Genomic DNA, 26,494 nt, shown 5'->3' with positions numbered 1-26,494 from the left:
ACAACGGCACGTTCGACATCTCGGGGACGACCGCCGGAGCGACGATCAATGCGTTGACCGGCACGGGCACGGTCGTGCTGGGCGGCCGGACGCTGACGCTGGCCAATGCGGCCGGCACGTTCAGCGGCGCGATTGGCGGCAGCGGCGGGCTTACCGTGGCGGGCGGCACGCAGATCCTTTCGGGCGCCAACGGCTTTACCGGTGCAACGTCGATCAACGCCGGCACGCTGGCATTAAGCGGCTCGGGTAGCGTCGCCGCCTCCAGCGGAATCGCCAACAACGGCACGTTCGACATCTCGGGGACCGCCGCCGGGGCCACGATCAGCTCGCTCACCGGTACGGGCGCCGTTGCGCTCGGCGGCCGCACGCTGACGCTGGCCAATGCGGCCGGTACGTTCGCCGGGACCGTCCATGGCGGCGGCGGGCTGACGGTGGCGGGTGGTACGCAAACGCTGTCGGGGGCGAATGCCTACACGGGCACCACCACGGTCAATGCCGGCACGCTTGCGCTGACCGGGGCGGGCAGCATTGCCGCGTCCAGCAGCGTCGTCGACAACGGTACCTTCGACATCTCGGGGACGACCGCCGGGGCGACGATCAATGCGCTCACCGGCACGGGCACGGTCGCGCTGGGCAGCCGCACGCTGACGCTCGCCGATGCGGCCGGCACGTTCGCCGGGACCGTCAATGGCAGTGGCGGGCTGACGGTGGCGGGCGGTACGCAAACGCTGTCGGCGGCGAATGCCTATACGGGCACCACCACGCTCAATGCCGGCACGCTGGCGCTGACCGGCGCCGGCAGCATTTCCGCCTCGAGCAGCGTCGTCAACAACGGCACGCTGGACATCTCGGCAACCCCCTTCGGCGCCACGATCAACGCGCTCACCGGCAGCGGCACGGTCGCGCTGGGCAGCCGCACGCTGACGCTCGCCAATGCGGCCGGCACGTTTGGCGGAACCGTCAGCGGCAGCGGCGGGCTGACGGTTGCGGGCGGTACGCAGACGCTGTCCGGCGTGAACACCTATACAGGGGCGACGACGGTCAACGCGGGCACGCTCGCGTTGTCGGGCGCCGGTCGGCTGGCGTCGTCCACGTCGGTCACGCTCGCCGGCCCCGTGGCCGCGCTCGACCTGTCCGCGGCCGGTAGCCAGACGGTCGCGCATCTGTCCGGAGTGGCAGGCAGCCGCGTGGTGCTGGGCGGCGGCGCGCTCACGCTGTCCGACGACTCGTCGCAAACATTCGGCGGCAGTCTCGTCGGCACCGGCGGCCTGATCAAACAGGGCGCGGGCATGCTGACGCTGAACGGTGTCAGCAACGCGTTCTCCGGAACGACGACGGTGGCGGGCGGCACGTTGGCCGTCGGCGACGCGGCGAATGCCGCTGCGGTGCTGGGTGGCAATGTCGTGGTGAATCCGCTCGGCGCGTTGCGTGGCCACGGCACGATATCGGGCGACGTCAGCAGCAGCGGCGTGGTCGCGCCGGGCGGCTCGATCGGAACGCTGTCGGTGGGCGGCAACTATACGCAGACGGCCGGCGGCACGCTGTCGATCGAGGTCAGCCCGACCGAAGCATCGCAACTGCGCGTAGGCGGCGCCGCGACGCTCGGCGGCGCGTTGGCCGTCCTGTTCGATCCCGGCACCTATACCGCCCGCCGCTACACCGTACTGAGCGCGGCCAACGGCGTGACCGGCCATTTCGCGAACGTCGGCACCACCACGGCCGGCGCGAATCTCGGCGCGTTGCAATCGTCGGTGGACTACGGCGCCAACGCGGTCGACCTGCTGCTCGCCGAGCCGACCGGGCCCAGTACGCCGGCCGGCCCGACGATCATCGCGCCGACCCGGACGTCGATCTACACGGCGCTCGGCACGACAGCCTTGCTGCAGGCGCAGAGCGCCAGTTCGACGCTGCTCGGGCGTCTGGCGGGCCCGGACGATAACGCGGCCGGCTCCGGCAACGTGTGGGCCGTTGCCAGCGGTTCCAGCACCAAGGTGGGCGGCACACGCGGCGCGCCGGGCTTCCTCACGCATGCGTACGGGTTTCTGGCGGGCGCGCAGGGACGGCTCGGCGACGCCACGGTCGGTGCGGCCGGCGGCTACACGCACACCGCGCTGTCCGAAGACACGACAGGCGCATCGGGCGCCATCGACACGCTGCGCGTCGCGCTGTACGGCGCGCAGCCGATCGGCGCGGTCAACCTGTCGGCCGCGCTCGGCTACGGTCTCGATTTCCTGTCGCAGAAGCGGCCATTCGGTAGCGTGGGTACCGCCGAAGGCGACCATCTCGGCCACGAATTCACCGCCGCTACGCAGGCCAGCCTGCCGATGGCGGCCGGCCGCTTCCGGTTCGCGCCGCACGTCGGGCTGCGGTATGCATACGTACGCGGCAACGGCTTCAGCGAGGACGGCGCCAACGGCCAGAGCCTGCACGTCGGCTCCGACAGCGCGAGGAGCCTCCAGCCGTACGTGGGTGTGTCGCTCGACAAGGCGTTCGGCGACGCGGTGCGTCCGGTCGACGTCCAGCTTCGCGTCGGCTATGCGCACGAGGTCCTGCGCGGCAGCCGCGTCGTCCAGGTGCAGAGCCAGGACGGGACCGTGTTCGCGGCGCCGGGTACAGACCTGCCGCGCTCGTTCCTGACCACGGGCGCGAGCGTCACGCTGCAGGCCGCCAAGACGACCACGGTATCGCTCGGGCTGGATGCGACGATCAATACGGGCCATGTGTCGGCGCAGTCGGCATATGTGCGGGTCAATGCCAGGTTCTGAGCGCGGGGGAACCGTGATTGTGGAACCGGTCGTGATCTGAAGCGAAGGAGCGGGCCAGCAAAACGCCGGCGACGCCGTCGGGTTGTCCATCGTTTTCAGTCGATTGATAAAACCATCGTCAATTTCCTATGACAAAGACAGCAATCAGAAATCGCACGATTTCAGGTGCGCACGCCGGTCGCCAGCTGTCGGCCTATTTCGCCATCCTGACCGTATTGAGTCTATGCCCGCCATTCGGCAGCGTGCATGGGCAGTCCGCGGACGAAGCGGCATCGGGTTCGCGCGTCGAGTCCCGATCCCCGGCTGGCCTGACTGCAACGCAGGCGCTACAACGCATGCTCGAGCTGATTCAGGCCAGCAATCGCGTGACCGACATTACGCCCGAAACGGTGCGCCGCATCGTTGGCGTGCAGACCGAAGTGTCGAGTGAAGATGGATTCGGCTACGGCCAACGCCTGCAGGGCAACTGGGCGTTCAGCCTCCAACGGTGGGCGCGCGATGATACAGGTCCGCGAGTGGATCTGATCTTTGACCCGATTCCAGGAACCCAGGCTTCCCCGCTGCCGACGACATGCGAGCCGGATTTCGCGCAGTTCACGCGGGCGCTGGAGTCCATGGGATTCAGCCGTCAATCCCGCTATGGCGAGCACGGTCGCTGGATTTTCGATGCCTTCGAACGGCAGGGCATGTCCGTGGAGGTGTCCCCGCTCAGGGCTTCTGCCGGCAACGGCGAACCACTCGGCCCGACCTGCGTAAAAATGGTGCTGGTGCGATAGGGCCGGCGGTTTGCTTCATGCGGGCGCTTCCAGCGATCACGGCTCCGCAGCCGTGGGAGCAGCTCGGCTGAACTTTGCAGGCAAAACCGCACGCCGTGCAGGCGAGCACGGCACGAGCCACACGCGTGCCGTGCCGGTGTTGCACGGCAGAATCATTTTCCGTTGATTCCCCGCGCGCTTGCCGATGCCCGACAAGGCGGGCAGCGATCGGGAGCGCCATCCGACGCAGCACCGAACAGCCTCACATCTATCGCGACGGTTCCCGCCGGCTTCGCTCCATTACCTGCCACGTGTGCCGTATCGGCGCTGTAACGTTTTTGGCCCGGTTTTCCCGTGCCGGATGCTTGACGTCGCCGCGGGCCGTCCCGACAACGCAGTCGCGAGACTGGCACGTTGTTCGCTTCACCCGGGGGCGGTAGGAACGATAGTCGCCATGCACTCCTGATCGTCCGACAAATCGACGCGCATGCGTCGCGGGGCGTCCGAAACACGGCACGCTCGCTCTGCGCCGCCAGCCGATGGCGCGCCCCGATCCGGACGCGGACCGCTCGATCACGATGAGCGCAACGCGCACGCAGTGACGAGTGAAGCATCGGCTGTCATCCCACCTCCTACGGGGAGAGAAAAAATGTCGGCCAAGTCAATCCGGACCCTACGAGCCTTTCTGATCGTCTTCTCCGTTTGCCTGATGACGTTGGCACCCGGGCGGGCGAGCGCGCTGTCGAACCAGTTGCTGTTGCTGCTGCCGGACAACTTCACGCTGCCGGACCCGCGTGTGTCCGCGTGGCTCGATTCCGCGGCGGAGGAGGGGCTGCAGATCTCGCTGATCAGCGACACGCAATTCAAGCAGGGCGGCACGTCGCTGCAGCAGTACCAGGGACTCATCCTGCCGGACCAGGTGCATACGGTCGCCGACGATACGCTCGTGACCGCTATCCAGAGCTACGCGTTGAACGGCGGGCGCGTGATGCTCGTCTATGATTTCGGCGTACTGAACGCGACGGGTTTCTATCCGGCCGGGCAGTCGCGCTTCAGCTCGATGGCCGGCGTCAACTACGTGCTCTACGACACGCTCGGTGGAAACATGATCGGCCTCGGCAACGTGACCGGCATGGGCAGCACGTTGCGCGCGCTACAGATTCCGCCGGGGAAGTCGATGCCGTGGCCGGGCTCGACGACGGCCGCGACCGCGCTGACCGCAACCACGTCGACTCCGTCGACCGGCTCGACGACGAACCCGCTGCTCTACCTGCAGCCGAGCACGTCGAACCCCGGCGGGCTTGCCGGTTACAACCATCAGGCGTATTTCACGTACAAGACGGTGAACGGGCGCATGACCGGCGTGCCGCTGAATCTCGGGCGCGTGTCGGCCGGCGCAAAGGTCGGAGCCGGATCGTACTCGCCGACCTCGACGAGGCTGTCGTCGGCATCGACGGCGGTGAATGGCGCGACGTCGCTCGCGAGCGCGTCGCCCGCCGCGGCGACCGACGTGCTCGAAGGCATTTCCGGCTACGTATACGGCTTCCTCACCTATCCGAGCTACGTCACGCAAGGCACGTATACGGGCACGACGCTGCTGACGTCGCCGAACTTCGGGCTCGTGGCCGGCTATCAGGCGTATGGAAACGGCGGCGTGATGTTCGTCAACCTGCCGCTCGCGTATCTCGGCGGGCAAACCGACAGCATGCCGATCCACGGCTTCCTGCATTACTTCACGACGAACATCCTGTCGATGCCGCACCTGTCGCTGCAGCCGCGTGCGCAGGCCGGGATGGTCCTGAACTGGCACTTCTGTGCGCGAGATCAGATTCAGCCCGCGCAGTCCCTGAAGAACTACGGCGTCTGGAACAGCGGCCCGTATTCGATCGTGATGACGGCCGGCCCCGACGACGTGACGATCGGCGACGGTCTCGGCATCAACCTGACGAACAATACGCAGGCGAAGCAACTGGTCGCGTTCCTGCTCAAGCGAGGACACAAGGTCGGCAGCCACGGCGGCTGGGCGCACGACTACTGGGGGGCGAACGCGAGCGAAGCCAACGCGAGCACGTTCACGCAGTATCTGGTGCTGAACCACAATGCGGTCCAGTCGGTGACGGGCAAGCCGGACGTCGAGTGGGCGGCCCCGGAAGGCAATACGCCGACATGGGCGGTGAACTGGCTCGAATCGAACGGCTACTCCGGCTACTACTTCACCGGCCATACCGGCAATGCGCAAACGCGTGCGTATCGCAACGGTTCGCTGCTGAATCCGGGCATCTGGGCGTTCCCGGTGATGCCGTTCGGCAAGTATGCGACGTTCGAGGAGTTCCAGGAGTTCGCGGTGCCGACAACGGACGTCCTGAACTGGTACACGTCGCTGATGGATTTCGTCGTCGCGAACCGCACGAGCCGGCTGATCTACATGCACCCGCTGGGCGCGTCATGGTATCCGAACGTCGTCACGGCGATTCTCGGCTACGCGTCGTCGCTGGCGACGACCGGCCAGTTCAAGTGGTTCACGATGGATCAGCTCACGCAGTTCGACCGGCGCCGTCTGCTCGTGAACTGGACGGCGACCGATACCGGCGCCAGCTGGACGTTCAGCGCGACGCAGCCGACCAGTCTGCAGGACATGACGTGGCTGTTGCCGAAGAGCACGTACCAGTTGCCGAGCGTGAAAAGCGGCAGCGCGACGGTCGTGATCACCGATCCGGTCAACTGGCTGGTCATCGCGGGCGCGGGCAAGTCGCTGTCGTTCACGAGCGCGAAGGTGCACTGACGCGCGCCGGCTCCTTTGCCAACGGGGAACACCATGAAGCGAGCTTCGTTTGCGCGTGCGCTGTGCATGCTGGCCGTATCGGCGAGCATCGCGCTGATGTCCGGCGTGTCGTTCGCACAGTCTGCGCATCGCGCGCCGAGCGGGTTTGCACGGCCGCCGCTCCATCTGCATGGGGCCGCGAAACGGAATCCGGCGGGCCTGTCGCCGCAGCAGATTCGCCGTTTCTACGGGTTCGACCCGTTGCCGGCGCGCGGCTACGGTGGCGACGATCAGATCATCGCGATCGTCGATGCGTACGACAATCCGAACGTCGAGGCCGATCTGCGATTGTTCAGCCGCACGTTCGGCCTGCCGCCGTGCGCGTCGCCGCACTGCTTCACGAAGGTGTACGCGACGGCCGACAAGCGTCCTCCGCCGCCCGATGCCTTGTGGGCACTCGAGAGTTCGCTCGACGTGCAGTGGGCGCACGCGATCGCACCGAATGCGCGGATCGTGCTGGTCGAAGCCGCATCGAGTTCGCTCGATGACCTGATGAGCGCGGTCGCACTCGCGACGCGGCCGGCACCGGGCGGGGTCGGTGCGAAGGTCGTGTCGATCAGCTGGGGGAGCGCCGAGTTCCTGGCCGAAACGCAATTCGACGGGCAGTTCGCCAGCGCGAACGGTGTGTCGTTCGTCGCGGCATCAGGCGACGGCGGCAACGGGATCGACTACCCGGCCGCGTCGCCGTATGTGCTGAGCGTCGGCGGCACGTCGATCGCAACCGATGCGAGCGGCGCATATGCCGACGAAACGGCGTGGGCCGGCAGCGGCGGCGGGCAGAGCGCCGTCGAGACGGTGCCGACGTATCAGTCGAACTTCGGGATGCCGTCGGATAGCCTCGGGCTGCGCGGCCTTCCCGACGTCGCCTATGATGCCGACCCGGCGTCCGGCTTCGCGGTCTACGATTCGTACGGCTATGCGGGGCAGAGCGGGTGGTTCGTCGTCGGCGGCACGAGCGCGGGCGCACCGCAATGGTCCGCGTTGATCGCGATCGCGAACAGCGCGCGCATCGCGCGTGGCAAGACGACGCTGAACGCGGTGAGCGCGATCCAGAGTGTGCTGTACGGGCTCGCGTCGAGCGCCTACGCGACGAACTTCCGCGACATCGTCAGCGGCTCGAACGGCGCATGCGGCACGCTTTGCACGGCGGCAACCGGATACGACTACGTGACCGGCCTCGGGCGCCCGATCGCCGCGAATCTGGTCCAGGCGTTGATCGCCGCGCCGTGACATGGGTAAGGTCGCGGAGGTGGGTGCCCGCACGATCTGCGCGTGCTTCAACTCGCGAGTGCGGAACAAATCGCAAGTGTTTTCGTTGCCAACCGCCATGCGGATCGACGGCGGGTCGATAGCGCCGTTAGCGCGAATCGACGATCCATCTCGCACCTTGTCATAGCCTTCGATCGACACGGACGGATCCCCGGATCTCCGTTCCGGCCATGCTGCTCCAGTCCGCCGCAGCGTCCCGCTGAAATTCAATGCCAGGCCGCGGCGCTGCGTGACGGAAAATCCATGCCGTCGTGCGTCCATGCAGCGATCCGGGCCACGCGCCAAACGGCTCGCGACTGTCGATGGAATGCGGGCCGGTGTGCTTTTCAACCGCCCCTTAGCCGTTTTCCTCGCTGACAAACATCCCCCATTTTGAAGAGCACCTTCCTGCCGAGAGGGGCTAACAGCAGAAAATCGGCTCATTACACTGCGCCCGTCGCATCGCCGAGCAGCCTCGACGCGGCACATACGCAGCGCGGAAGCGTTACGACCGGCAAACGAAAGACTGGGGGGTAAATCGTCATGAACAAGCGTTGGGGGATCGTCGCGCCCGCCGCGTTGCTTGCTGCGGCCGCACATGCGCAGAGCAGCGTGACGCTGTATGGCAAGATCGAGGACGGTATCAACTACACGAGCAACGCACGCGGGCACGGAACCGTGCAACTGCAAAGCGGCTATGACTACGGCAGCCGCTGGGGCATCAAGGGCACGGAAGACCTTGGCGCGGGCTACCAGGCGATTTTCACGCTCGAGAGCGGTTTCGACGTCAACACCGGCAAAATGAACCAGGGTGGTCGGGAGTTCGGCCGCCAGGCCTTCGTCGGCATCGCGTCGGATCGATACGGCACGCTGACGTTCGGTCGCCAGTACGACCCGAGCGTCGATCTCTTCTCGCCGCTCACCGCGAATGGCAACTGGACCGGCTACCTGTTCTCGCATCCGTACGACAACGACAACACCGACTACTCGTTCCGCGTGAATAACGCGGTCAAGTACGTGTCGCCGGTGTGGCACGGCATGACCGCGGAGGCGATGTACGGGTTCAGCAATCAGGCGGGCGGCTTCGCGAACAACCGCCTGTATGGCGCCGCGCTGCAATACCAGCAGGGCGGGCTGACGGTCGGCGCGTCGTATCTGAAGATCAATCACGCACGCAATGCCGATTCGAGCGGGGCGATCACCGGCGACAACACGTTCGATGCGTCGTCGCAGCAGAACATCGGCATCGGCGTGAACTATGCGTTCTCGAATGCGCTCGTGGGATTCACGTATTCGCACGTCGACGTCTACGACCCGACTTCGAACGCGTATTTTACCGGTACGACGCAGCCGGCGGGCGGTGCGTGGAAATCGTGGAAATTCGACAACTTCGAGGTGAACGGCCTCTATCACTTCACGACTGCGTTTTACGTCGGCGCGGCATACACGTACACGCAAGCCCGCGTCGCATCGACGGTCGGCGCGTTCAATCCGAAGTGGCATCAACTGAGCACGAAGGTGAATTACGACGTGTCGAAACGTACGTCGGTATTCGTCGAGGGCGTCTATCAGCATGCGATGAACGCGCACACGGGAACCGACTTCGACTACGCGTACATTCCGGGCGCCGCCGATATCTCGTCGGGCCCGAATCAATATGTCGCGCGTATCGCGCTGCTGCATCACTTCTGACGCCAATGCCGTTCGCGGAGGCTGCGTGGCGCCGCGAACGATACGCGCATTCATCCGGTCGCGCGTGAGGGTTCGATACCTGTCCCCCGATCGCTGACGCGAGTCCCGGTTCGACACGACGCGCCGACGTTTCCTGGGCGCCGGGCGCGATCAAAGCGGAAGCACGGAAGTCTGCTTGATCTTCTGCATCGGAATCTCGGTCTTCACGCTCTGCACCCCTTCGATCCGGGTCAGGTGGTCGATCTGGAGTTGCCGATAGGCGTCGATATCGGCGGTGACGACACGCAGCAGGCAATCGCAATCGCCCGCCATCAAGTGGCACTCGAGAACCTGTGGAAGACGTTGAACCGCCTCGGTGAAACGGTCGACGGTTTTCGCGTCCTGGCTCGTCAGCCAGATGCGGACGAAGACGGTCAACCCCGCGCCGATCTTCGATGCGTCGAGCAGCGCCGCGTAGCGCTCGATGACGCCCGCCTGTTCCAGCTGCTTGACGCGACGCAGGCACGGTGACGGCGACAGCCCCACCTTCTGCGCCAGTTCCACGTTCTGGATTCGCCCGTCTTCCTGAAGCACTTTCAGAATGCGACGGTCGATTTCGTCCAGTTCGATGACGGCCATGGGTCCGACCTATTCGGTTGAGGCACGCGGTGCCCGGGTTTTCGAGTTTTGCAGCATGGAATTGCCAAACCGCGTCCATCTTAAGGCGAACACGCAACCTGAAATTATTTTTTCTACGATAAATTTTTGCCCGTAGCAGCCGGGACGGTCCCGCTGCCGATCAAGGGGCAAACGATGAGCACCGATTCCGTCCAGCACTTCGAATTCGAACCCAATCCTCACCCCGTCGCGGCGGCCGAGCGCGCCGCGCTGCTCGACAATCCCGGTTTCGGCCGTGTGTTCACGGATCACATGGTGACGATCCGGTACTCGGCAGATGAAGGGTGGCATCACGCGAAAATCGGGCCGCGCGAACCGTTCCGGTTCGATCCGGCGACGCTCGTGCTGCACTACGCGCAGGAAATTTTCGAAGGCTTGAAAGCCTTCCGGCTGCCGGACGGCGGCGCGGCGTTGTTCCGCCCCGATGCGAATGCGCGGCGCTTTCGTCATTCGGCCGAGCGGCTCTCGATGGCGCCGTTGCCGGAGGCGATGTTCGTCGAATCGGTACGTGCGCTGGTGCGGGCCGATCGCGACTGGATTCCGGCGTTCGACGGCGCGGCGCTGTATTTGCGGCCGTTCATGATCGCGACGGAGGCCGTGCTCGGCGTGAAGCCGTCGCCGGAGTATCTGTACTGCGTGATCGCGACGCCGGTCGGCGCGTACTTCAAGAGCGGAGCGTCGGGGGTGACGCTGTGGGTGTCCGAGCAGTACACGCGGGCGGCGCCGGGCGGCACGGGCGACGCGAAATGCGGCGGCAACTACGCGGCGAGCCTGGCCGCACAGGCGGAGGCGACTCGCGAAGGCTGCGAGCAGGTGGTGTTTCTCGATGCGGTCGAACGTCGCTGGATCGAGGAACTGGGCGGGATGAACGTGTTCTTCGTGTTCGACGACGGGTCGATCCAGACGCCGCCGCTGAACGGGACGATTCTGCCGGGCATCACGCGCGCGTCGTTGATCACGCTGGCCCGGGAACTGAATTACACGGTGCGGGAGGAGGGCTACACGATCGAGCAGTGGCAGGCGGACGCGCGCAGCGGTCGGCTGGTCGAGGCGTTCGCGTGCGGCACGGCGGCGGTCGTGACGGCGATCGGCCGGGTGAAGGGCCGCGCGTACGACTTCACGATCGGCGAAGGCGGCGCGGGGCCGGTCACGTCGCGGCTGAAGGCGGCGCTGCTCGATATCCAGAACGGTCGCGAAGCCGATCGCCACGGCTGGGTGGACCGCGTGTTTTGAGTTCGGCACGGCGGCCGTCACGTCTCGTGACGGTCGCCTCGAAAGCCGCGGCCGGCATGCCGGCCGCACCGCCTCCTGGAATGCTCCGATCATGTCCGCTGTTTCGTTGTCACGCGCCATTGACCGCCTGTTTATCGTCGACCCCGGTCTTCATCGGCTGCTGGGCGGGGCGCGCGCCGCACTGGCGAGCGTGCTTGCCGGCGCGCTCGGCATTGCGCCGGCGCTTCATCTCGGTCTCGCGATCACCACGGGCGCCGTCGGCATACTGTTCGCGATGATCGCGCCACTCTTCCTGCGCGATGCTCGCCGGCTGGACTGGTATGAATCGCTTGCGTGGCAGTACGGCGTCGCATGCGCGAGCTTCGCCGCGGCCGCCGTCGCGAGCGCGTGGCCGGCCGTCGGCAAGGCGGGTTTCGTGATGGTCCTGTTCTGTTCGATGCTGTGCCAGACCCAAGGGCCGCGCACGATCGGATGTGCGTTCCTGGCGATCGCCATGTACTACCTCGGCCTCTATCTGCATCCGGCCGCGCTACAGGTCGGCCGCATGCTGGCGATGTCGATCGCGGGCCCGGCGGGCGTCGTGCTCGTTTGCCGGATGCTGTTGCCGACGCATGCGGCGCACACGCCCCGGCTCATCGCGCGCTCGGTATCGCTGCAAGCGGCATGCATCGCACGAAGCGACGTACCGGACGCGGGCGAGTGGGGTGCGATGGCGCATCTGCTCGCGTTGAACGAAGCCGCCATCGCGCTCGAGAATCACGCGTCGACACTCGATGAACGCGACGCGCGTGCATTGCACGCCGCGCTCGTCGCATTGGAGATCGCGGCGGCCCGGCGCGTGCTGAACCACGACCGGACGGACGCCGCCGCCGCGGCGCTACGCGCGGCGATTGCGCGCTTCGAAACCGTCGCCGGCGAAGTGGCGGCGCGCATGGCCGCCGCACGTCCGCCCGCGACGCCGCGGCACGCACGCGCGCTGCCGTGGACCACCGACTGGCGCACGCTTGCATGGTTGCCGGCGACCCGCGCCGCGGCGGCCGCGTGCGCCGCCATGTTGATCGGCCAGACGCTGTCGTCGGAGCGGTGGATGTGGGCGGTGCTCAGCACGTTCGTCGTGTTCTTCGGCACCTATTCGTGCGCCGACACGATCTATCGCGGCGCGCAACGCGTCGCCGGCACGCTGGCCGGCGCGCTCGCGAGCGTACTCGTCGTCAGCGCCGTTCATCATGCGAATGCAGTCGTGGTCATCGTCATGGGCGTGTGTGTGTTTGCCTGGGCGTATCACATCCTGCATGCCTACGGGCGCGGCGTATTCTTTCTGACGGTGCTGATCGGCGTCGTCTATGCGCAACTGGGGTTCGAGATCGGCGCGCTTGCGGAACTGCGTATCGGCGAGGTGTTGATCGGCTGCGCGGTCTCGCTCGCGGCGGCGATGCTGGTGATGCCGCTGGCGGCGTCGCGCCACATCGCGACGCGCTCGCACGGCCTGTTGGCGGCGCTGCGCGAACTCGTGCATGAACGCGACGACGGCACGCGCCCGGCGGCGCCGCAGACGCGCATGGCCGATCGTCGTTTGCACGACGTGCGGATGGCAATCAGGCCGTTGGCCGCGTGGCGCCTGCTCCGTGCATCCGGCGATGCCCGACGGTTGCTGGACACGCTGCTGGTCTGCTGGCTGTACGGACGAATCGTGGCGACACGCCTGCCTGTTGAATTCGGTGAGTCGGCTGTCGCATTCGAGCGACATGCGCGCGCAGCCATCGTCACGCGAATCGATGCATTGATGAGCGATCTGGATCGCGGCCGTTCGATGCCACTCGAGGCGGCTGCGAGCGTCGGGCACGGAACGCTCGCGATAGCCGGCGATCCTCCGTTGCCGACGCCTCGGGAACTGGCTCGGCTCGACGCGAAGCTGATCGAACTCAACCGCGCATTCGAGGATGCGCTGTTCGGAAAAACGACGGGCGAGGAACGGTCGCATCGCTCCGACAGCGGCGTTCGCGCCACCGATGTTCGGGAAGCGCTACGTTGTTCAGGCATCTGAAGCATCGAGCGCCAGCCGGATGGCATCGCGCGTCCTGCGTGCCGCCACGGCTGCCTGCATCGTGCGGAACAGCGCGACGAATTCCGCGTCGGCATCGAGGCCCAGTGCGGCGAACGGTTTTGAGTCGAGGATCGCGAGCGGATTGCCGCTTCGCACACGATCGAGATCCGCTGCGTCGAACTGCGGTTCACTGACGGCGAAGGGGGCGCCACGATCGTCGACACCCTTCAGGTACTGCTGAAAGCAAGCCAGCAGCAGGGCTTCGCGGCGCAGGTCGCCGTTGCGCGCGACCAGTGCTCCGATGGTCTTTGCATGAAACACCGGGATCTTCGATGCGCCGTCGTGCGCGACGCGCAGCAACTGGTCGCCGAGTGCGGCGTTGCGAAAGCGCGCGAGCGTGCTTTGAGCATAGGCGTGCGCGGACACGCCGTGCGGTAGCGTGAGGATCGGAGCGACGTCCCGGGTCAGGAAGGTGTCGAGCAGCGCGGCGAGATCGCGATCAGCCATTGCGTCATGGACGAAACGATGCCCCAACAGAATCGCCGGGTAAGCGAGCAACATGTGAGAAGCATTCAGCATGCGCCCCTTCATGGCCTCGTACGTATGGACGTCGTCGCGCAATTCGACGCCCGCGGCGTCGAATGCCGGACGTCCGGCGCTGAAACTGTCCTCGATCACCCATTGCGAGAACGATTCGGCAACGACGGGTGCCGTGTCGTCGATGCCTGACGATCGGTTGGCGCGCACGCGGACCGCGTCCGTCACCTGCGGCGCGATTCGATCGACCATGCTGTTCGGGAACGCCACGTAACGCTCGATCCAGGCAGCGAGATCGACGTCGACCGCACGTGCGAAGTCGAGTACGGCGCGTCGCGCGGTATCGCCGTTACTGCGCAGGTTGTCGCAGGACATCACGGTGAAGGGCAGTACGTTGGCGGCTCGGCGCCGTCTGAGCGCTTCGACGATGAACCCGAACGCGGTACGGGGCGGTCCCCCCAGCAGATCGTGCGCGACGTCGGGCGTGTCGAAGCGAAATGCGCCGGTCGTCTCGTCGAGGTTGTAACCGCCTTCCGTGATGGTCAGCGAGACGATCCGGATCGCCGGGTCGGCAAGGCGGGTCAGTACGGCCTCCGGATCGCCCGGTGCGTGCAGATACTCGATCATTGCACCGATGACGCGCACCGTCGTCGTGCCGTCGCTCGCGAACTCCGTCAGCGTATAGAGGCAATCCTGTGCGCGGAGCGCGTCGGCCTTTGCGACCGAGGCCGGGCCGTTACCCAGTCCGATTCCGCATATCGCCCATTTTTCGTGACCGGGCAGATGCAGCACGTGATCGATGTAGCGCGCCTGATGAGCGCGATGGAAGTTGCCGACGCCTGCGCTCAGGCGAAGACGGTCGTAGGCGGGAACGGCGACGTGCGGTGCCACGCGTCCGAGCGTCGCATCGGAGAGCGGATGGGGCGCGCCGTCTTCGGGCGCCGGAGGGAAGGCGTTGTCGTTCATGATCGCGGGGTATGTCGGGTTCGAGGAAGGTCAGGCGCGCATGCGCAAAGCGGGCGTCGTGCCGTGCATGTGTTGCAGCCAGCGCTCGACGAGCGACGGCAGCGCGGCCATGTCGTCGAAGACGACGTACGCACCGGCGGCGCGCAACTTGTCCGCCTGGGTTCGTGCCGCATGCGCGGCGCCCACGAAACCGAGTACGGTCATGCCGGCGGCAATCGCGGCTGCCGTCCCGGTCGCGCTGTCCTCGACGACGATGCACCGTTCGGGCGCGACATGCATGCGACGGGCAGCGGCCAGATAGACATCGGGGGCGGGCTTGGGCGAGGGCACCTGGTCGGCCGTGAACAAGCGTTCGCCGAACATGTCGGCCAGGCCGATCCGGTCGACCACGCTGCGCACGTACGCAAGATCGCTGTTGCTTGCGCATGCCTTGACGAGCGGGATGGCGGCGAACGCGTCGCGCACGCCGTCGATGGCCGGTGCATTGACCGCGTTTGCGTGGACGTCCGCGCGAATCGCCACCAGCGTGTCGTCGGCGAGCGGCCGATCGACGATGGTTGCGACCGTGCGCAGCAGTTGCTCGGCGCGCATGCCGAGCAGGGGGCGCACGACGTCGCGAAGGCCGGCGAGTCCCCAGAGGTGCTCGAGGCGCGTCACGATGATGCGTTCGGCGATGGCCTCGCTGTTGACGAGCACGCCGTCGCAATCGCTGATCAGCGCGAGGTCAGAAAGTCGACGCATGTCGGTGAGTTCGTTCATGTCGGTTTCCGTGACGAGAAGGCGGGATGGACGTAACTGGCTTGACCGGGGGGGCGATCAGGAATGGCGCGGCCCGAAGGTTCCGCGCTTCAATGCGCGTTCGATGTCCTCGAGACTGCGACCGCGCGTTTCCGGCACCATGAAGAAGATGAACACCCAGGCGAGCGCGTTGAGACACGCGTACGCCCACATCGCCCCGCCGACACCGAGCCATTTGGTCACGGTCAGCGCGGTGCCGGTCAGCAGGAGGTTCGAGCCCCACAGCATCGCCGCGTGCGCGCCGGTGGCTTGGTTGCGAATCGCGACGGGGTAGATTTCGGCGCCCGTCAGCCAGCCGATGACCTGGATACCGCCGGCGTTGAACACCATGAACGCGATCAGGCAGATGACGATCCACAGTTGCTGCATGGGCCAAACGAAGTCGCCGCGCAGCAGGCAGCCAAGCAGCACGAGGCTGGCAGCCGCGACGGGCAGCGTCGCCAGGCTGAGCGCACGGCGGCCGACATGGTCGACGATCAGCTTGCCGATGAAGGTCATCACGAGATACGTGATGGCGACGCCGAGTGCGGCCCACAGCGATGCCGACGCGCCGAATCCCGCGTCGCGAAGGAACGTCGGCGTGTAATAGATCATCATCTCGATGCCGCTCAGCTGGGTGAACGCGGCGACGCCGAGGCCGGCAACGAGCGCGGGGCGTACCCAGCGCTCGCGCATCGTGCGCCAGCCCGATGTCGCGCTGTCCTGCTGCCGCTCGACCACGTCCCGAATATCGGCAATCTCGTGCCGGACGGCCGCCTGGGATGCCCGCACCTTCGACAACTCGCCATGCGCGTCGGCGATGCGATCCTGCTCGACGAGCCAGCGCGGGCTGCGCGGCAGTCGGGTCATGCCGACCATCAGGATCACGGACGGGACGACCGCGATGCCGATCATCGCGCGCCAGGAAAACAGGTCGTTACCCGCGACGCCGATCAATGCCGCGAGCAGGATGCCGATGCCGATCGATACGTTGAAGTAGGTGACCAGGCGGCCACGCTTGTCCGGCTCCGCGAGTTCCGCGATGTAGGTCGGCACGATCTGCGTCGAGCCGCCGACCGCGAATCCGAGCACGAGCCGGGAAGCGGCAAGGGACCAGACGTCGGGCGAGAGGGCGGCAGCCAGCACGCCGGCCGCATAGATCGCCGAGACGATCGTAATGGTCTTGCGGCGTCCCAGCGCAGCCGACATGCGGGTGCCGGCCAGCGCGCCGATCACCGCGCCGAGCAGGATCGCGGCGGCGACGAGCTCCTGCGCGCGGTAGTCGAGCGCGAACTCGCGCGCGATGAGGGGCAGCGCGCCCGAAATGATGCCGGTGTCGTATCCGTAGAGTCCGCCGGCGATCGCCGCGATCGATGCGACGGTACGCATGTAGGCGGAGGGAGTGGGCCCGGGGCGGGCCGCGGGTGTGTCGGGAAGGGCGGAGTCAGAAGCCATGACGGTTTTCCTTGTGATGCGGTTCGTCGCACGGGCGAACGAAACGTGGCGGCATGCGTCCGCTCCGGTAAAAGGCGCCGCCGCACGTGCGGTAACGCCTCGATCAAGCCGCGGAGCGGGACGGCGCGGACCGGCGCTCAGGCGAGCGCGGGGACGTGGCCGGGCGGCGTGCCGCCGCGTCGGGCAAATGGAACGCGCCGATAGGAGGGACGTCCGGTTGGTACGCGGGTTGATTGCTTCGTCATGTCGGTCACCGAGTAGGGAACTCGCTCACGGCCCGTCCAAACCGGTTTGGATCGAGGGCGCGACGATTCCTCTGGTTGAGCACGATCTGGAGCCGCACTTTGGAGCAAGGCGCCAGTGTCTCCTCTGGCGCTTCACGGCCTGCGTTGCAGGCGAACGATTCCGCCGTTGCCGGGGGAATCGTGACGGTATTTCGGCGGACCGGTTGGTCAGGCGCCGAAACAGGGGATGCCAGCCAAGAGGGGCTGGCGGGCTACGGCCTCGTGGCGCGAGCGACAAGGCACATGGCGCTCAAGGCATGAACAATTATCCAGAATCGGAGCAAAAGATCAAGTTTACGAAATGATGTCCCGGCGAGCGGCCCGATAAGGGCTGCGAAAACGGACCATTCCGCGGCCCGCGCCTTTCACGTGCGCTCGAGCATCTTGATCGCCGCGGCGGCGGCCCCCGCGCGGGTCTCGACATGCAATTTGCGGAACAGGTGCTCGAGATGCTTGTTCACCGTGCGCGGGGCGATGCCGAGAATGTCGCCGATATCGCGGTTGGTCTTGCCGTGCGACACCCAGAGCAACACTTCGGCCTCCCGCATCGTCAGGCCGAAGCGTTCGGCGAGCGCATTGCAATGCACGGTGTCGTCCCGCTCCTTGAGGATCACGATCCATTCGCCCGGCTCCGGACCGAGTGTCGCACTGGCCGAGCGGCGTATCTGGCCCGAGCCGAATTCGTGCACGGCGTCGCCTGGGGCGCCGCGCGCGAGCCAGTCGATGAACCAGGCGCGCAGCAGCGCAGGCAGCTTCGGCGGCGCATCGGTATCGCGTGCGTTCGCGGTTTGCCGGGCATCGGGGGCGTCATGCGCAGTCGCGTATGCAGCGATGCGATGCGCCGCCTGCGGACTTTGCCACCGAATCGTGCCGTCCGCGCCGACGATCAGCGCCGCGCGCGTGTCGAGCGACAGTGCGGCCTCCGCGTACAACTGCGCGCGTGAACGCCGCACGTGGGCGCCGATGCGCGCGCACAACTCCTCCGGCTGCACCGGCTTGGTCACGTAATCGATGCCGCCCACGCGAAAGCCGCGTACGACGTGCTCGCTCTCCGTCAAGGCAGTCATGAAGATGACGGGCAGATGCTCGTGCCGTCCGTCCTGCTTGATGCGCACACATGTTTCGAAGCCGTCCATGCCGGGCATCATTGCGTCGAGCAACACCACGTCGGGCGTCACGCGCGCGAGGCGTTTGAGCGCGTCCTCGCCGGACAGCGCGACGATCACCGCGTATCCGTTCGCCTGCAGCGTGTCGGACAGAAAGGCGAGGTTCTCCGGCGTGTCGTCGACGATCAGGATCATCGGCCGTTCGCGCAGCCACGCGGCCGGGGCGTCGACGATCGGGGAGGCCGCGATCGTGGTGTGCGCGTCACGCGTTTGCGCCGCGCGCGAGTCGGTCAAGCTCATGCTCGAGTTCCCTTAGCTGAAAACGTTCCGCCAACGCGCGCAACGCGTCGATTTGATCCCGCAGCGCGGGCCACGCCTCACGGGCGGCGTCGAGCTGCTCGATCACGCCCTGTACGTAGCCGACTTCGAGATGCGCATGCAGATGCTCGATGAGCCCGCGCGGCCACACGGCGGGTGTGAGCGGCGGCGGCGCGGCCGGCGCGCTCGCGCCTGTCTCGGATGCAATCCAGTCGAGTGCAAGCAGTTGGGCAAGCTTGTCGAGCAGCAGATTCACCTGCAGCGGTTTCACCAGATAACCCTTGCATCCGGTCGCGTTCGCGCGATCGCGGTCGTCGGCGAACGCGTTGGCGGAGAGCAGCACGATGGGCGCGCTCGACAACTGATTCTCGGAGATCAGGCGGCTGGTTTCGTAGCCGTCCATCAACGGCATCGAAATGTCCATGATGATCGCATCCGCCGTGTGCATCGCCAGCCAGCGCAGCGCATCGGTGCCGCTGGCCGCTTCGGCGACGTCGAAGCCGAGCGGCGTGAGCAATTGCACGACGATGTCGCGCTGGTCGTCGAGGTCGTCGACCACGAGAATGGTGCGGCGCGCCCCCGTATAGCCGCGAATCGACGCGAGTTCGGTGGGGGTTTCGGCCGCCGCGTCGACGGCCGGGGCGAACAGGCGCACCACGAAGCGCGTGCCGTGCCCGACTTCGCTGTCCACTTCGAGGCTGCCGCCGAGCGCTTGCGTGAGCAGGCGGCAGATCGTGAGTCCGAGGCCGGCGCCGTGATCGTACGCATGGGCCGCTTCGCCGCGTTCGAACGGCAGGAACAGGCGCTCCATTTCGGCGGGCGGGATGCCGGGGCCGGTATCGATCACCTCGAATTTGAGCGTATCGAGCACGTGACTCACGCGCAGCGTGATCGTGCCGCTCGACGTGAAGCGGATCGCATTGCCGATCAGGTTCGTGAGGATCTGACTCATGCACTTCTGGTCGGTGCGCACGGTGGCGGGCAGCCGGCCGACCGTCCGCACGTCGAAGGCGAGCGCCTTTTCGAGCGCCTGCGGACGGAGCATCGACGTCAGATGCGCGACGAAATCGGCGAGCGATACCTTGGCGATGTTCAACTGAAGCTTGCCCGCCTCGATGCGCGCGATGTCGAGCAGACCGTCGACGAGCGCGAGCAAGTGCTCGCCGCTGCGATGGATCGTGCGCACGGCGTTGTAGCGCGTGGGCGAGAGTTCTTCCTTCGCCTGCAGCAGCAATTGCGTGTAGCCGAGAATGCTGTTCAGCGGCGTGCGCAACTCGTGGCTCAAGCCGGACACATAACGGCTCTTGGCCCGATTGGCCGATTCCGCGGCGGCGGTCGCGCGCTTGAGCGCCGCGTCGGTTTTCTGATGCGCGTCGATTTCGAGCATCAGCAATTCGTTTTGCCGCTGCGACTCTTCCTGCGTGACACGGCGGTTTTCGCGCTCGAGCACGAACCACCAGGCCGCGATGCAGCCCACCAGCGAGAGTGCGAGAAAGATATTCAGGAAACTGCCCGAGAGCGCATGGCCGATCGACGGCCCGGCGGCGCTCATCGACGTCGCACTCTGCGACCAGATCAGGTAGAGCACGCTGCCCAGCACCGCGAGCATCGCGAACACGAGGCTCGCATAATGAATCAGGCGTAGCGCGGCGGGACCGAGTCGCGCGCCGGGCAGCACGCGATGCAGCGCGCGGTCGGCCTGCGACGCGAAGCGCGCGTGCGGTTTGCAGCGGTCGTGGCAGCGCGAGTCGAGCGAGCAGCACAGCGAGCAGATCGTGCCGCCATAGGCCGGGCAGTACGCCGTATCGTCGGGTTCGAAGGTGTTTTCGCAGATCGCGCAGCGTAGCGAGGTGGCGTCGCCGGTCGGTTGCGCGGCGCGGGCAATGTAATAGCGACCGCGCGTGAGTACCGCGAGCACCGGCGCGCACGCGAACGCCACGCCGAACGCGATGAACGACGACATCGCCTGGGCGAGCGCGCCGAACAGGCCGCTATGCGCGAGCATCGCGACGGCGGCCGCGATCAGCATCGCGCCGACGCCCACCGGGTTCACATCGTAGAGGTGCGCGCGCTTGAACTCGATATGTCGCGGGCTGTAGCCGAGCGGCTTGTTGATGACGAGATCGGCGAACAGCGCGCCGATCCACGCGATCGCGATGTTCGCGTAGAGCGACAGCACCTTGGCGATCGCATCGAACACGCCCATTTCCACGAGCAGCAACGCGATCATGACGTTGAAGACGAGCCATACCACGCGGCCCGGATGGCTGTGCGTGAGCCGGGCGAAAAAATTGGACCACGCGAGCGAGCCCGCATAGGCGTTGGTCACGTTGATCTTCAACTGAGAAACGATCACGAACAGCGTCATCGCGGGCAGCGCCCAACTCGCGAGCCCCAACGGATCGAGCAGCAGATGATAGGCGACGAGGTACATCTGCGTAGGCTGGGTGGCGTGGCCGGCATCGACTTCGTACTGGAGCGCGATGAAGGCGAGCAATGCGCCGCCCAGCATCTTGAGCGCGCCCGGCACGATCCAGCCTGGCCCCGTCGAGAGCAACGCGAACCACCAGCGCGTGCGGTTCTTCGCAGTGAGCGGCGGCAGGAAACGCAGATAGTCGACCTGTTCACCCACCTGCACGATCAGCGCGAACACGACCGTCGACGCTTGACCGAAGGCGATCAGGCTGAACGCGCGGCCCTGCGGCGCGAAGCCCGCGAAGGTGGTCCATTGCGCGATCAGGTCGGGATGGCGCCACAGCACGGCGGCGTAGGGCAGTACGAACAAGGCGAGCCACAGCGGCTGCGTCCAGCTTTGCAGGCGGTTGATCAGCGTGATGCCGAACATGACGATCGGGATCACCACGAGCGAACTCACGACGTAGGCGATCGCCAGCGAAATATGGAAATACAGCTGCAGCGCAAGCGACATGATGGCCGCTTCGAGCGCGAAAAAAATGAACGTGAACACCGCGTACAGCAGCGACGTGACCGTCGAGCCGATATAGCCGAAGCCCGCGCCGCGCGTGAGCAGGTCCATGTCGACGCCGTAGCGCGCCGCGTAATAGCTGATGGGCAAACTGGTGAGCCAGATCAGCACGGAGACGGCCGCAATGGCCCAGACCGCGTTCGTGAAGCCGTAGTTGACGACGAGACTGCCGCCGATCGCCTCCAGCACCAGAAACGACACGGCGCCGATCGCCGTATTGGCGACGCGCAGCTCCGACCAGCGCCGGAACGAGCGCGGCGTGAAGCGCAGCGCGTAGTCCTCGAGGGTTTCGTCGCCGACCCAGGCGTTGTAGTCGCGACGCACCTTGACGATGCGTTGCGTACCGGGCGCGCCCACTGACGGGTGACTCTGGGACATGAAGATGATCCGAAATGGTGCGAAAGCGGCACGAGCGGGGCGCGAACGGCGCAACGGCGGACCACACCGCTCAGGATCGCCCTGCAATGCAAATTACATTCCAGTACGCACGCCGGGAATACGTCGATTGACGTATTCCGATCCTCAAATTGGCTTTCTACATTGCGTCCAACCTCGACCCAGCCCGCAGCGACCCGCGCCGGGCGCCCGATAAGGAGAACGTGATGTCCGCAGACGATCGACTCGATGACGAAGCCCGGATGCCTTCGCCGCTGCGCCGGAAAATGCTCGGCGGTCTCGCCGCCGCGCCGCTGATGGCGTTGGGCCTGCCGCGCGGCGCATTTGCTCAAACGCCGCCCACGGCGAAGGTCAACACCACGGGCCTCGCGGTCACGGATACGACGGTGACGGTCGGCCAGCTCCACTCGGCCACGGGCACGATGGCGATTTCCGAAACCGGCTCGATCCAGGCCGAGCGCCTCGCGATCGAGCAGATCAACGCGATGGGCGGCGTGCTCGGCCGCAAGGTGCGGATCATTCAGGAAGACGGCGCGTCCGACTGGCCGACCTTCGCCGAAAAGTCGAAGAAGCTGCTGGAGAACGACCACGTCGCGGCCGTGTTCGGCTGCTGGACCTCGGCCTCGCGCAAGGCGGTGCTGCCGGTGTTCGAGAAGGACAACGGCCTGCTGTATTACCCGACCTTCTACGAAGGCCTCGAACAGTCGAAGAACGTGTTCTACACGGGTCAGGAAGCGACCCAGCAGATTGTCTGGGCGCTCGACTGGGCGTCGAACACGAAGAAGGCCAAGACTTTCTTCCTCATCGGTTCCGACTACATCTGGCCGCGCACGTCCAACAAGATCGCGCGGCGCCATATCGAGCAGCATCTGCACGCGAAAGTGGTGGGCGAGGAGTACTACCCGCTCGGCACGACCGAGTTCGCGTCGCTGATGAACAAGATCAAGCTCGCACGCCCGGACTGCATCTTCGCGACCGTGGTGGGCGGCTCGAACGTGGCGTTCTACAAGCAGCTCAAGGCCGCGGGCATCACGCCGCAGAAGCAGTTCCTGCTGACGCTGTCGGTGACCGAGGACGAAGTGCTCGGCATCGGCGGCGACAACTTCGCGGGCTTCTATTCGTCGATGAAGTACTTCCAGTCGCTCGATAACGACAACAACAAGAAGTTCGTCGCGGCATTCAAGGCGCGCTACGGCCAGAAGTCGGTGATCGGCGACGTGACGCAAGCCGCCTATCTCGGCCCGTGGATCTGGAAGGCCGCGTGCGAGCGCGCCGGCAGCTTCGACGTCGACAAGGTGGTCGCGCATTCGGCCGGTATCGAGGTGGCGAACGCGCCGCAAGGCTACGCGAAGGTCGATGCGAACCATCACCTGTGGAGCCGCTCGCTGATCGGGCAGGGCCAGGCGGACGGCCAGTTCAAGGTCGTCGCGCAGTCGGAGCAGCCGATCCAGCCGAATCCGTTCCCGAAGGGCTACATGTAATCCGTCAACCGCAGCGGCGCGGCGGCCGATGACGCCGCCGCGCGAGGAGCGTTCGATGTCCGCTACCGATATTTTCAACATCACGCTGATGCAGGGCTTCGCCGGTCTGAGCCTCTTCAGCGTCCTGCTCCTGATGGGGCTCGGGCTCGCCGTGATCTTCGGCCAGATGGGCGTGATCAACATGGCGCACGGCGAATTCATGACGATCGGCGCGTATACGGTCTACCTGTTTTCGTGGTTGTCGCAGAACGTCTGGCACGCGCTCACGCCCGTGTATTTCTTCTTCGCGATTCTCGCGGCGTTCGCGCTGGCCTTCGCGGCGGGCTGGCTCGCCGAATGGGCGCTGATCCGCCATCTCTACAAGCGCCCGCTCGACACGCTGCTCGCCACGTGGGGCCTGAGCCTCGGCATGCAGCAGGTGTTCCGCTCGACCTTCGGGCCGAAGGAAGTGAGCCCGGCGCTGCCCGACTGGCTGATGGGTTCGTGGGAGCCCACGCCCGGCCTCGACATTCCGGTAAGCGGCATGTTCGTGATGGGCCTCGCGCTGCTGATGACGGGCGGCCTGCTGCTCGCGCTCTATCGGTCGCGCTGGGGCTTGCGCGTGCGCGCCACGGTCGCGAACCGGCCGATGGCGAACGCGGCGGGCATCAACACGCGGCGCACCGACCGCATGACGTTTGCGATCGGCTGCGGGATCGCGGGCGTCGCGGGCGCGGCCTTCACGGCGATCGGCTCGACGGGACCGACGAGCGGCTCGCTCTATATCGTCGATTCGTTTCTCGTCGTGACGTTTGGCGGCGCGGCGAGCCTGCTCGGTACCGTCGCGTCGGCGTTCGGCATCGCGCAGATGCAGTCGATCAGCGAGTTCTTTCTGTCGGGCTCGATTGCGCGCGTGCTCACGCTACTCACCGTCGTGGTGATTCTGATGCTGCGTCCTCAGGGCCTGTTTGCGTCGAAGGTGCGGCGAGTTTAAGCGCGCGTTCATCCCCACGCCTCATTTACAGCTTCATTCGACTGGAGAGACGGACATGGAACCCATCCAATCCGCGGCGGGCGGCGTATCCCCGCGATCCGGCCCGGGCGTGCCGCCGGCCGGCTGGCGCGTGCGCGCGGCGCGACTCGATGCGTCAGGCTACGCGGGCATCGTGCTGCTCGCGCTGCTGATCGTGGTCGTGTTTCCGCTCGCGCTCGACACGTTCCGCCTGAACCTGATGGGCAAGTACCTGACCTACGCGTTCGTGGCGATCGGCCTCGTGATCGCGTGGGGTTACGGCGGTGTGCTCAGTCTCGGCCAGGGCGTGTTCTTCGGCCTCGGCGGTTACGCGATGGCGATGTTTCTCAAGCTCGAGGCGTCCGATCCGGCCGCCACGCGCACGCAGACCACGCCGGGCATTCCCGATTTCATGGACTGGAACCAGCTCACCGCGCTGCCCGCATGGTGGAAGCCGTTTCACTCGTTGCCGTTCTCGATACTCGCGGTGCTCGTCGTGCCGACCGCGCTCGCCTTCGTGATCGGCTACGCGATGTTCAAGCGGCGCGTGGGCGGCGTGTACTTCGCGATCATCACGCAGGCGGTCGCGCTGATTCTCTCGGTGCTGATCATCGGCCAGCAAGGCTATACGGGCGGCGTGAACGGCATCACCGACCTGCGCACGCTGCTCGGCTGGGACATCCGCACCGATCACGCGAAGCTCGTGCTGTATTTCGTGAACGCCGCGTTGCTGATCGGCGCGTTGCTCGCGTGCCGCTGGGTTCAGCGCAGCAAGCTCGGCACGCTGCTGCTCGCGATGCGCGACAAGGAAGACCGCGTGCGCTTCTCGGGCTACGACGTCGCCATGTTCAAGGTGTTCGCGTTCTGTCTCGCGGCGATGCTCGCGGCCATCGGCGGTGCGATGTTCACGCTGCAGGTGGGCTTCATGTCGCCGTCGTTCGTCGGCATCGTGCCGTCGATCGAGATGGTGATCTATGCGGCCGTCGGCGGGCGCATGTCGCTGGTCGGCGCGGTATACGGCGCGATTCTCGTCAATCTCGGCAAGAGCTGGTTTTCGGAGAGCTTTCCGAACCTCTGGCTCTATCTGATGGCGGCGATGTTCATCGGCGTGGTGATGGTGTTTCCGAACGGGCTGGCGGGTCTCTACGACGAGCATGTGCGCCCGCGCGTGCGGCGGCTGCTCGGCGCGGCGAACGAGGAGGCGTGAAGCATGAGCAATACCGACTTTCTGCTCGCGATCGAAGACCTGACCGTGTCGTTCGACGGCTTCAAGGCGATCGATTCGCTGAATCTCTATCTCGAGCGCGGCGAGCTGCGCGTGGTGATCGGCCCGAACGGCGCGGGCAAGACCACGCTGCTCGATCTCATCTGCGGCAAGACGAAGGAAACGGCGGGCAGCATCAAGTTCCGCAACGAGGAAATCACGAATCTCGCGGAATTCCGCCGCGTGCGTAAAGGGATTGGCCGCAAGTTCCAGACGCCGTCGATTTACGAAAACCTGAGCGTGGCGCAGAACCTCGAAGTGTCGTTTCCGCGCGGACGCAGCGTGTTCGGCGCGCTCGCGTATCGCGAGGATGCCGACGTGGCCGATCGCGTGCGCGACGTGGCCGATGAAATCGGCCTCGCCGGCGCGCTCCATCTGGAAGCGGGGCTGCTTTCGCACGGCCAGAAACAGTGGCTGGAAATCGGGATGCTGCTGATGCAGGACCCCGAGCTGCTGATGCTCGACGAACCGATCGCAGGCATGAGCGTGCGCGAGCGCGAGCTGACCGCCGATCTGCTCGACCGCATCTGCCGCAACCGCTCAATGATCGTGATCGAACACGACATGGCTTTCGTGGAGCGCATCGCGCACAAGGTCACGGTCATGCATCAGGGGAAGATCCTCGCGGAAGGACCGATGGCGCAGGTGCAGGCCGATCCGCGCGTGATCGACGTCTACCTGGGCCACTGAGCCGGCAACCGAACGACAACACGGAGAA

17 protein-coding genes are annotated in these 26,494 nt (G+C 66.1%); 11 read left to right on the top strand and 6 right to left on the bottom strand.

Translation table 11 applies throughout. From position 1 onward, the window contains the following. The 5 genes from A9Z05_RS10545 to A9Z05_RS10525 form a co-directional block, all read left to right on the top strand. A partial coding sequence (locus A9Z05_RS10545) for an autotransporter domain-containing protein (RefSeq protein WP_141723399.1) occupies positions 1-2,765 on the top strand: 2,765 nt, incomplete at its 5' end. Positions 2,766-2,893: 128 nt separating this feature from the next. Beyond that, positions 2,894-3,541: a hypothetical protein gene (locus A9Z05_RS10540; protein ID WP_069618038.1), complete on the top strand. Its 648-nt coding sequence runs from the start codon at positions 2,894-2,896 to the stop codon at positions 3,539-3,541. A gap of 628 nt (positions 3,542-4,169) precedes the next feature. Next, positions 4,170-6,302, top strand: coding sequence for a polysaccharide deacetylase family protein (locus A9Z05_RS10535; protein ID WP_069618037.1), 2,133 nt, complete (start codon positions 4,170-4,172; stop codon positions 6,300-6,302). Between the two features lie 33 nt (positions 6,303-6,335). Further along, positions 6,336-7,571, top strand: coding sequence for a S53 family peptidase (locus tag A9Z05_RS10530; RefSeq protein WP_069618036.1), 1,236 nt, complete (start codon positions 6,336-6,338; stop codon positions 7,569-7,571). A 561-nt stretch (positions 7,572-8,132) separates the two neighbouring features. Next, positions 8,133-9,281 (top strand): porin, encoded by a 1,149-nt coding sequence (locus A9Z05_RS10525; RefSeq protein ID WP_069618035.1) that lies wholly within the window; start codon positions 8,133-8,135, stop codon positions 9,279-9,281. Between the two features lie 150 nt (positions 9,282-9,431). On the opposite strand, the gene A9Z05_RS10520 is transcribed toward A9Z05_RS10525, so the two are convergent. Further along, positions 9,432-9,890: an Lrp/AsnC family transcriptional regulator gene (locus A9Z05_RS10520; protein WP_069618052.1), complete on the bottom strand. Its 459-nt coding sequence runs from the start codon at positions 9,888-9,890 to the stop codon at positions 9,432-9,434. A 183-nt stretch (positions 9,891-10,073) separates the two neighbouring features. On the opposite strand from A9Z05_RS10520, the gene A9Z05_RS10515 reads away from it, so the two are divergent. Both A9Z05_RS10515 and A9Z05_RS10510 read left to right on the top strand, forming a co-directional pair. Beyond that, positions 10,074-11,171 (top strand): branched-chain amino acid aminotransferase, encoded by a 1,098-nt coding sequence (locus A9Z05_RS10515; protein WP_069618034.1) that lies wholly within the window; start codon positions 10,074-10,076, stop codon positions 11,169-11,171. Positions 11,172-11,262: 91 nt separating this feature from the next. Continuing rightward, positions 11,263-13,215: an FUSC family protein gene (locus A9Z05_RS10510; protein WP_069618033.1), complete on the top strand. Its 1,953-nt coding sequence runs from the start codon at positions 11,263-11,265 to the stop codon at positions 13,213-13,215. Here the strand turns inward: A9Z05_RS10510 and A9Z05_RS10505 are convergent. The 5 genes from A9Z05_RS10505 to A9Z05_RS10485 all read right to left on the bottom strand — a co-directional run bounded on the left by A9Z05_RS10505 (position 13,204) and on the right by A9Z05_RS10485 (position 22,022). Continuing rightward, entirely contained in the window at positions 13,204-14,718 is a 1,515-nt protein-coding gene (locus tag A9Z05_RS10505; protein WP_069618032.1) for a mannitol dehydrogenase family protein, read from the bottom strand. The two genes, A9Z05_RS10510 and A9Z05_RS10505, sit on opposite strands and share 12 nt — an antisense overlap. 30 nt (positions 14,719-14,748) lie before the next feature. Beyond that, on the bottom strand, positions 14,749-15,477 hold the full coding sequence (locus tag A9Z05_RS10500; RefSeq protein ID WP_069618031.1) for an HAD family phosphatase: 729 nt from the start codon (positions 15,475-15,477) through the stop codon (positions 14,749-14,751). A 57-nt stretch (positions 15,478-15,534) separates the two neighbouring features. Then, the gene (locus A9Z05_RS10495; protein WP_069618030.1) at positions 15,535-16,950 is read right to left on the bottom strand and encodes a sugar porter family MFS transporter; all 1,416 of its coding nucleotides are present in this window, start codon (positions 16,948-16,950) and stop codon (positions 15,535-15,537) included. Between the two features lie 649 nt (positions 16,951-17,599). Then, a complete protein-coding gene (locus A9Z05_RS10490) occupies positions 17,600-18,535 on the bottom strand; it encodes a response regulator (RefSeq protein WP_069618051.1) in 936 nt (311 codons plus the stop codon). A 67-nt stretch (positions 18,536-18,602) separates the two neighbouring features. After that, a complete protein-coding gene (locus A9Z05_RS10485; protein ID WP_069618029.1) occupies positions 18,603-22,022 on the bottom strand; it encodes an ATP-binding protein in 3,420 nt (1,139 codons plus the stop codon). Between the two features lie 224 nt (positions 22,023-22,246). Between A9Z05_RS10485 and urtA the strand changes: the two genes are divergently transcribed. From urtA to urtD, 4 genes are read left to right on the top strand one after another with little or no spacing between them, the layout of a single operon-like run. Next, positions 22,247-23,521, top strand: coding sequence for an urea ABC transporter substrate-binding protein (urtA, locus tag A9Z05_RS10480; protein ID WP_069618028.1), 1,275 nt, complete (start codon positions 22,247-22,249; stop codon positions 23,519-23,521). 55 nt (positions 23,522-23,576) lie between these two features. Further along, positions 23,577-24,494 carry an urea ABC transporter permease subunit UrtB gene (gene urtB / locus A9Z05_RS10475; RefSeq protein WP_069618050.1) on the top strand — a complete coding sequence of 306 codons (918 nt, stop codon included), beginning with the start codon at positions 23,577-23,579 and terminating at the stop codon, positions 24,492-24,494. Between the two features lie 55 nt (positions 24,495-24,549). After that, complete coding sequence (gene urtC / locus A9Z05_RS10470; protein WP_069618027.1) at positions 24,550-25,719, top strand: urea ABC transporter permease subunit UrtC; 1,170 nt, start codon at positions 24,550-24,552, stop codon at positions 25,717-25,719. A gap of 3 nt (positions 25,720-25,722) precedes the next feature. Next, on the top strand, positions 25,723-26,466 hold the full coding sequence (gene urtD / locus A9Z05_RS10465; protein WP_069618026.1) for an urea ABC transporter ATP-binding protein UrtD: 744 nt from the start codon (positions 25,723-25,725) through the stop codon (positions 26,464-26,466). Positions 26,467-26,494 lie beyond the last annotated feature (28 nt).

Origin of the sequence: Burkholderia sp. A2, assembly GCF_001729305.1 — a bacterium.
Lineage (GTDB): Bacteria > Pseudomonadota > Gammaproteobacteria > Burkholderiales > Burkholderiaceae > Burkholderia > Burkholderia sola.
The sequence above is the reverse complement of the archived record's forward strand: the minus strand, read 5'-3'. Positions and strand labels throughout refer to the sequence as shown.

Excerpts from the sequence above, each read along its gene's own strand:
- A9Z05_RS10540 (WP_069618038.1), top strand. The coding sequence starts at position 2,894 with ATGACAAAGACAGCAATCAGAAATCGCACGATTTCAGGTGCGCACGCC.
- A9Z05_RS10535 (WP_069618037.1), top strand. The coding sequence starts at position 4,170 with ATGTCGGCCAAGTCAATCCGGACCCTACGAGCCTTTCTGATCGTCTTC.
- A9Z05_RS10530 (WP_069618036.1), top strand. The coding sequence starts at position 6,336 with ATGAAGCGAGCTTCGTTTGCGCGTGCGCTGTGCATGCTGGCCGTATCG.
- A9Z05_RS10525 (WP_069618035.1), top strand. The coding sequence starts at position 8,133 with ATGAACAAGCGTTGGGGGATCGTCGCGCCCGCCGCGTTGCTTGCTGCG.
- A9Z05_RS10515 (WP_069618034.1), top strand. The coding sequence starts at position 10,074 with ATGAGCACCGATTCCGTCCAGCACTTCGAATTCGAACCCAATCCTCAC.
- A9Z05_RS10510 (WP_069618033.1), top strand. The coding sequence starts at position 11,263 with ATGTCCGCTGTTTCGTTGTCACGCGCCATTGACCGCCTGTTTATCGTC.
- A9Z05_RS10505 (WP_069618032.1), bottom strand. The coding sequence starts at position 14,718 with ATGAACGACAACGCCTTCCCTCCGGCGCCCGAAGACGGCGCGCCCCAT.
- A9Z05_RS10500 (WP_069618031.1), bottom strand. The coding sequence starts at position 15,477 with ATGAACGAACTCACCGACATGCGTCGACTTTCTGACCTCGCGCTGATC.
- A9Z05_RS10495 (WP_069618030.1), bottom strand. The coding sequence starts at position 16,950 with ATGGCTTCTGACTCCGCCCTTCCCGACACACCCGCGGCCCGCCCCGGG.
- A9Z05_RS10490 (WP_069618051.1), bottom strand. The coding sequence starts at position 18,535 with ATGATCCTGATCGTCGACGACACGCCGGAGAACCTCGCCTTTCTGTCC.
- A9Z05_RS10485 (WP_069618029.1), bottom strand. The coding sequence starts at position 22,022 with ATGTCCCAGAGTCACCCGTCAGTGGGCGCGCCCGGTACGCAACGCATC.
- urtA (WP_069618028.1), top strand. The coding sequence starts at position 22,247 with ATGTCCGCAGACGATCGACTCGATGACGAAGCCCGGATGCCTTCGCCG.
- urtB (WP_069618050.1), top strand. The coding sequence starts at position 23,577 with ATGTCCGCTACCGATATTTTCAACATCACGCTGATGCAGGGCTTCGCC.
- urtC (WP_069618027.1), top strand. The coding sequence starts at position 24,550 with ATGGAACCCATCCAATCCGCGGCGGGCGGCGTATCCCCGCGATCCGGC.
- urtD (WP_069618026.1), top strand. The coding sequence starts at position 25,723 with ATGAGCAATACCGACTTTCTGCTCGCGATCGAAGACCTGACCGTGTCG.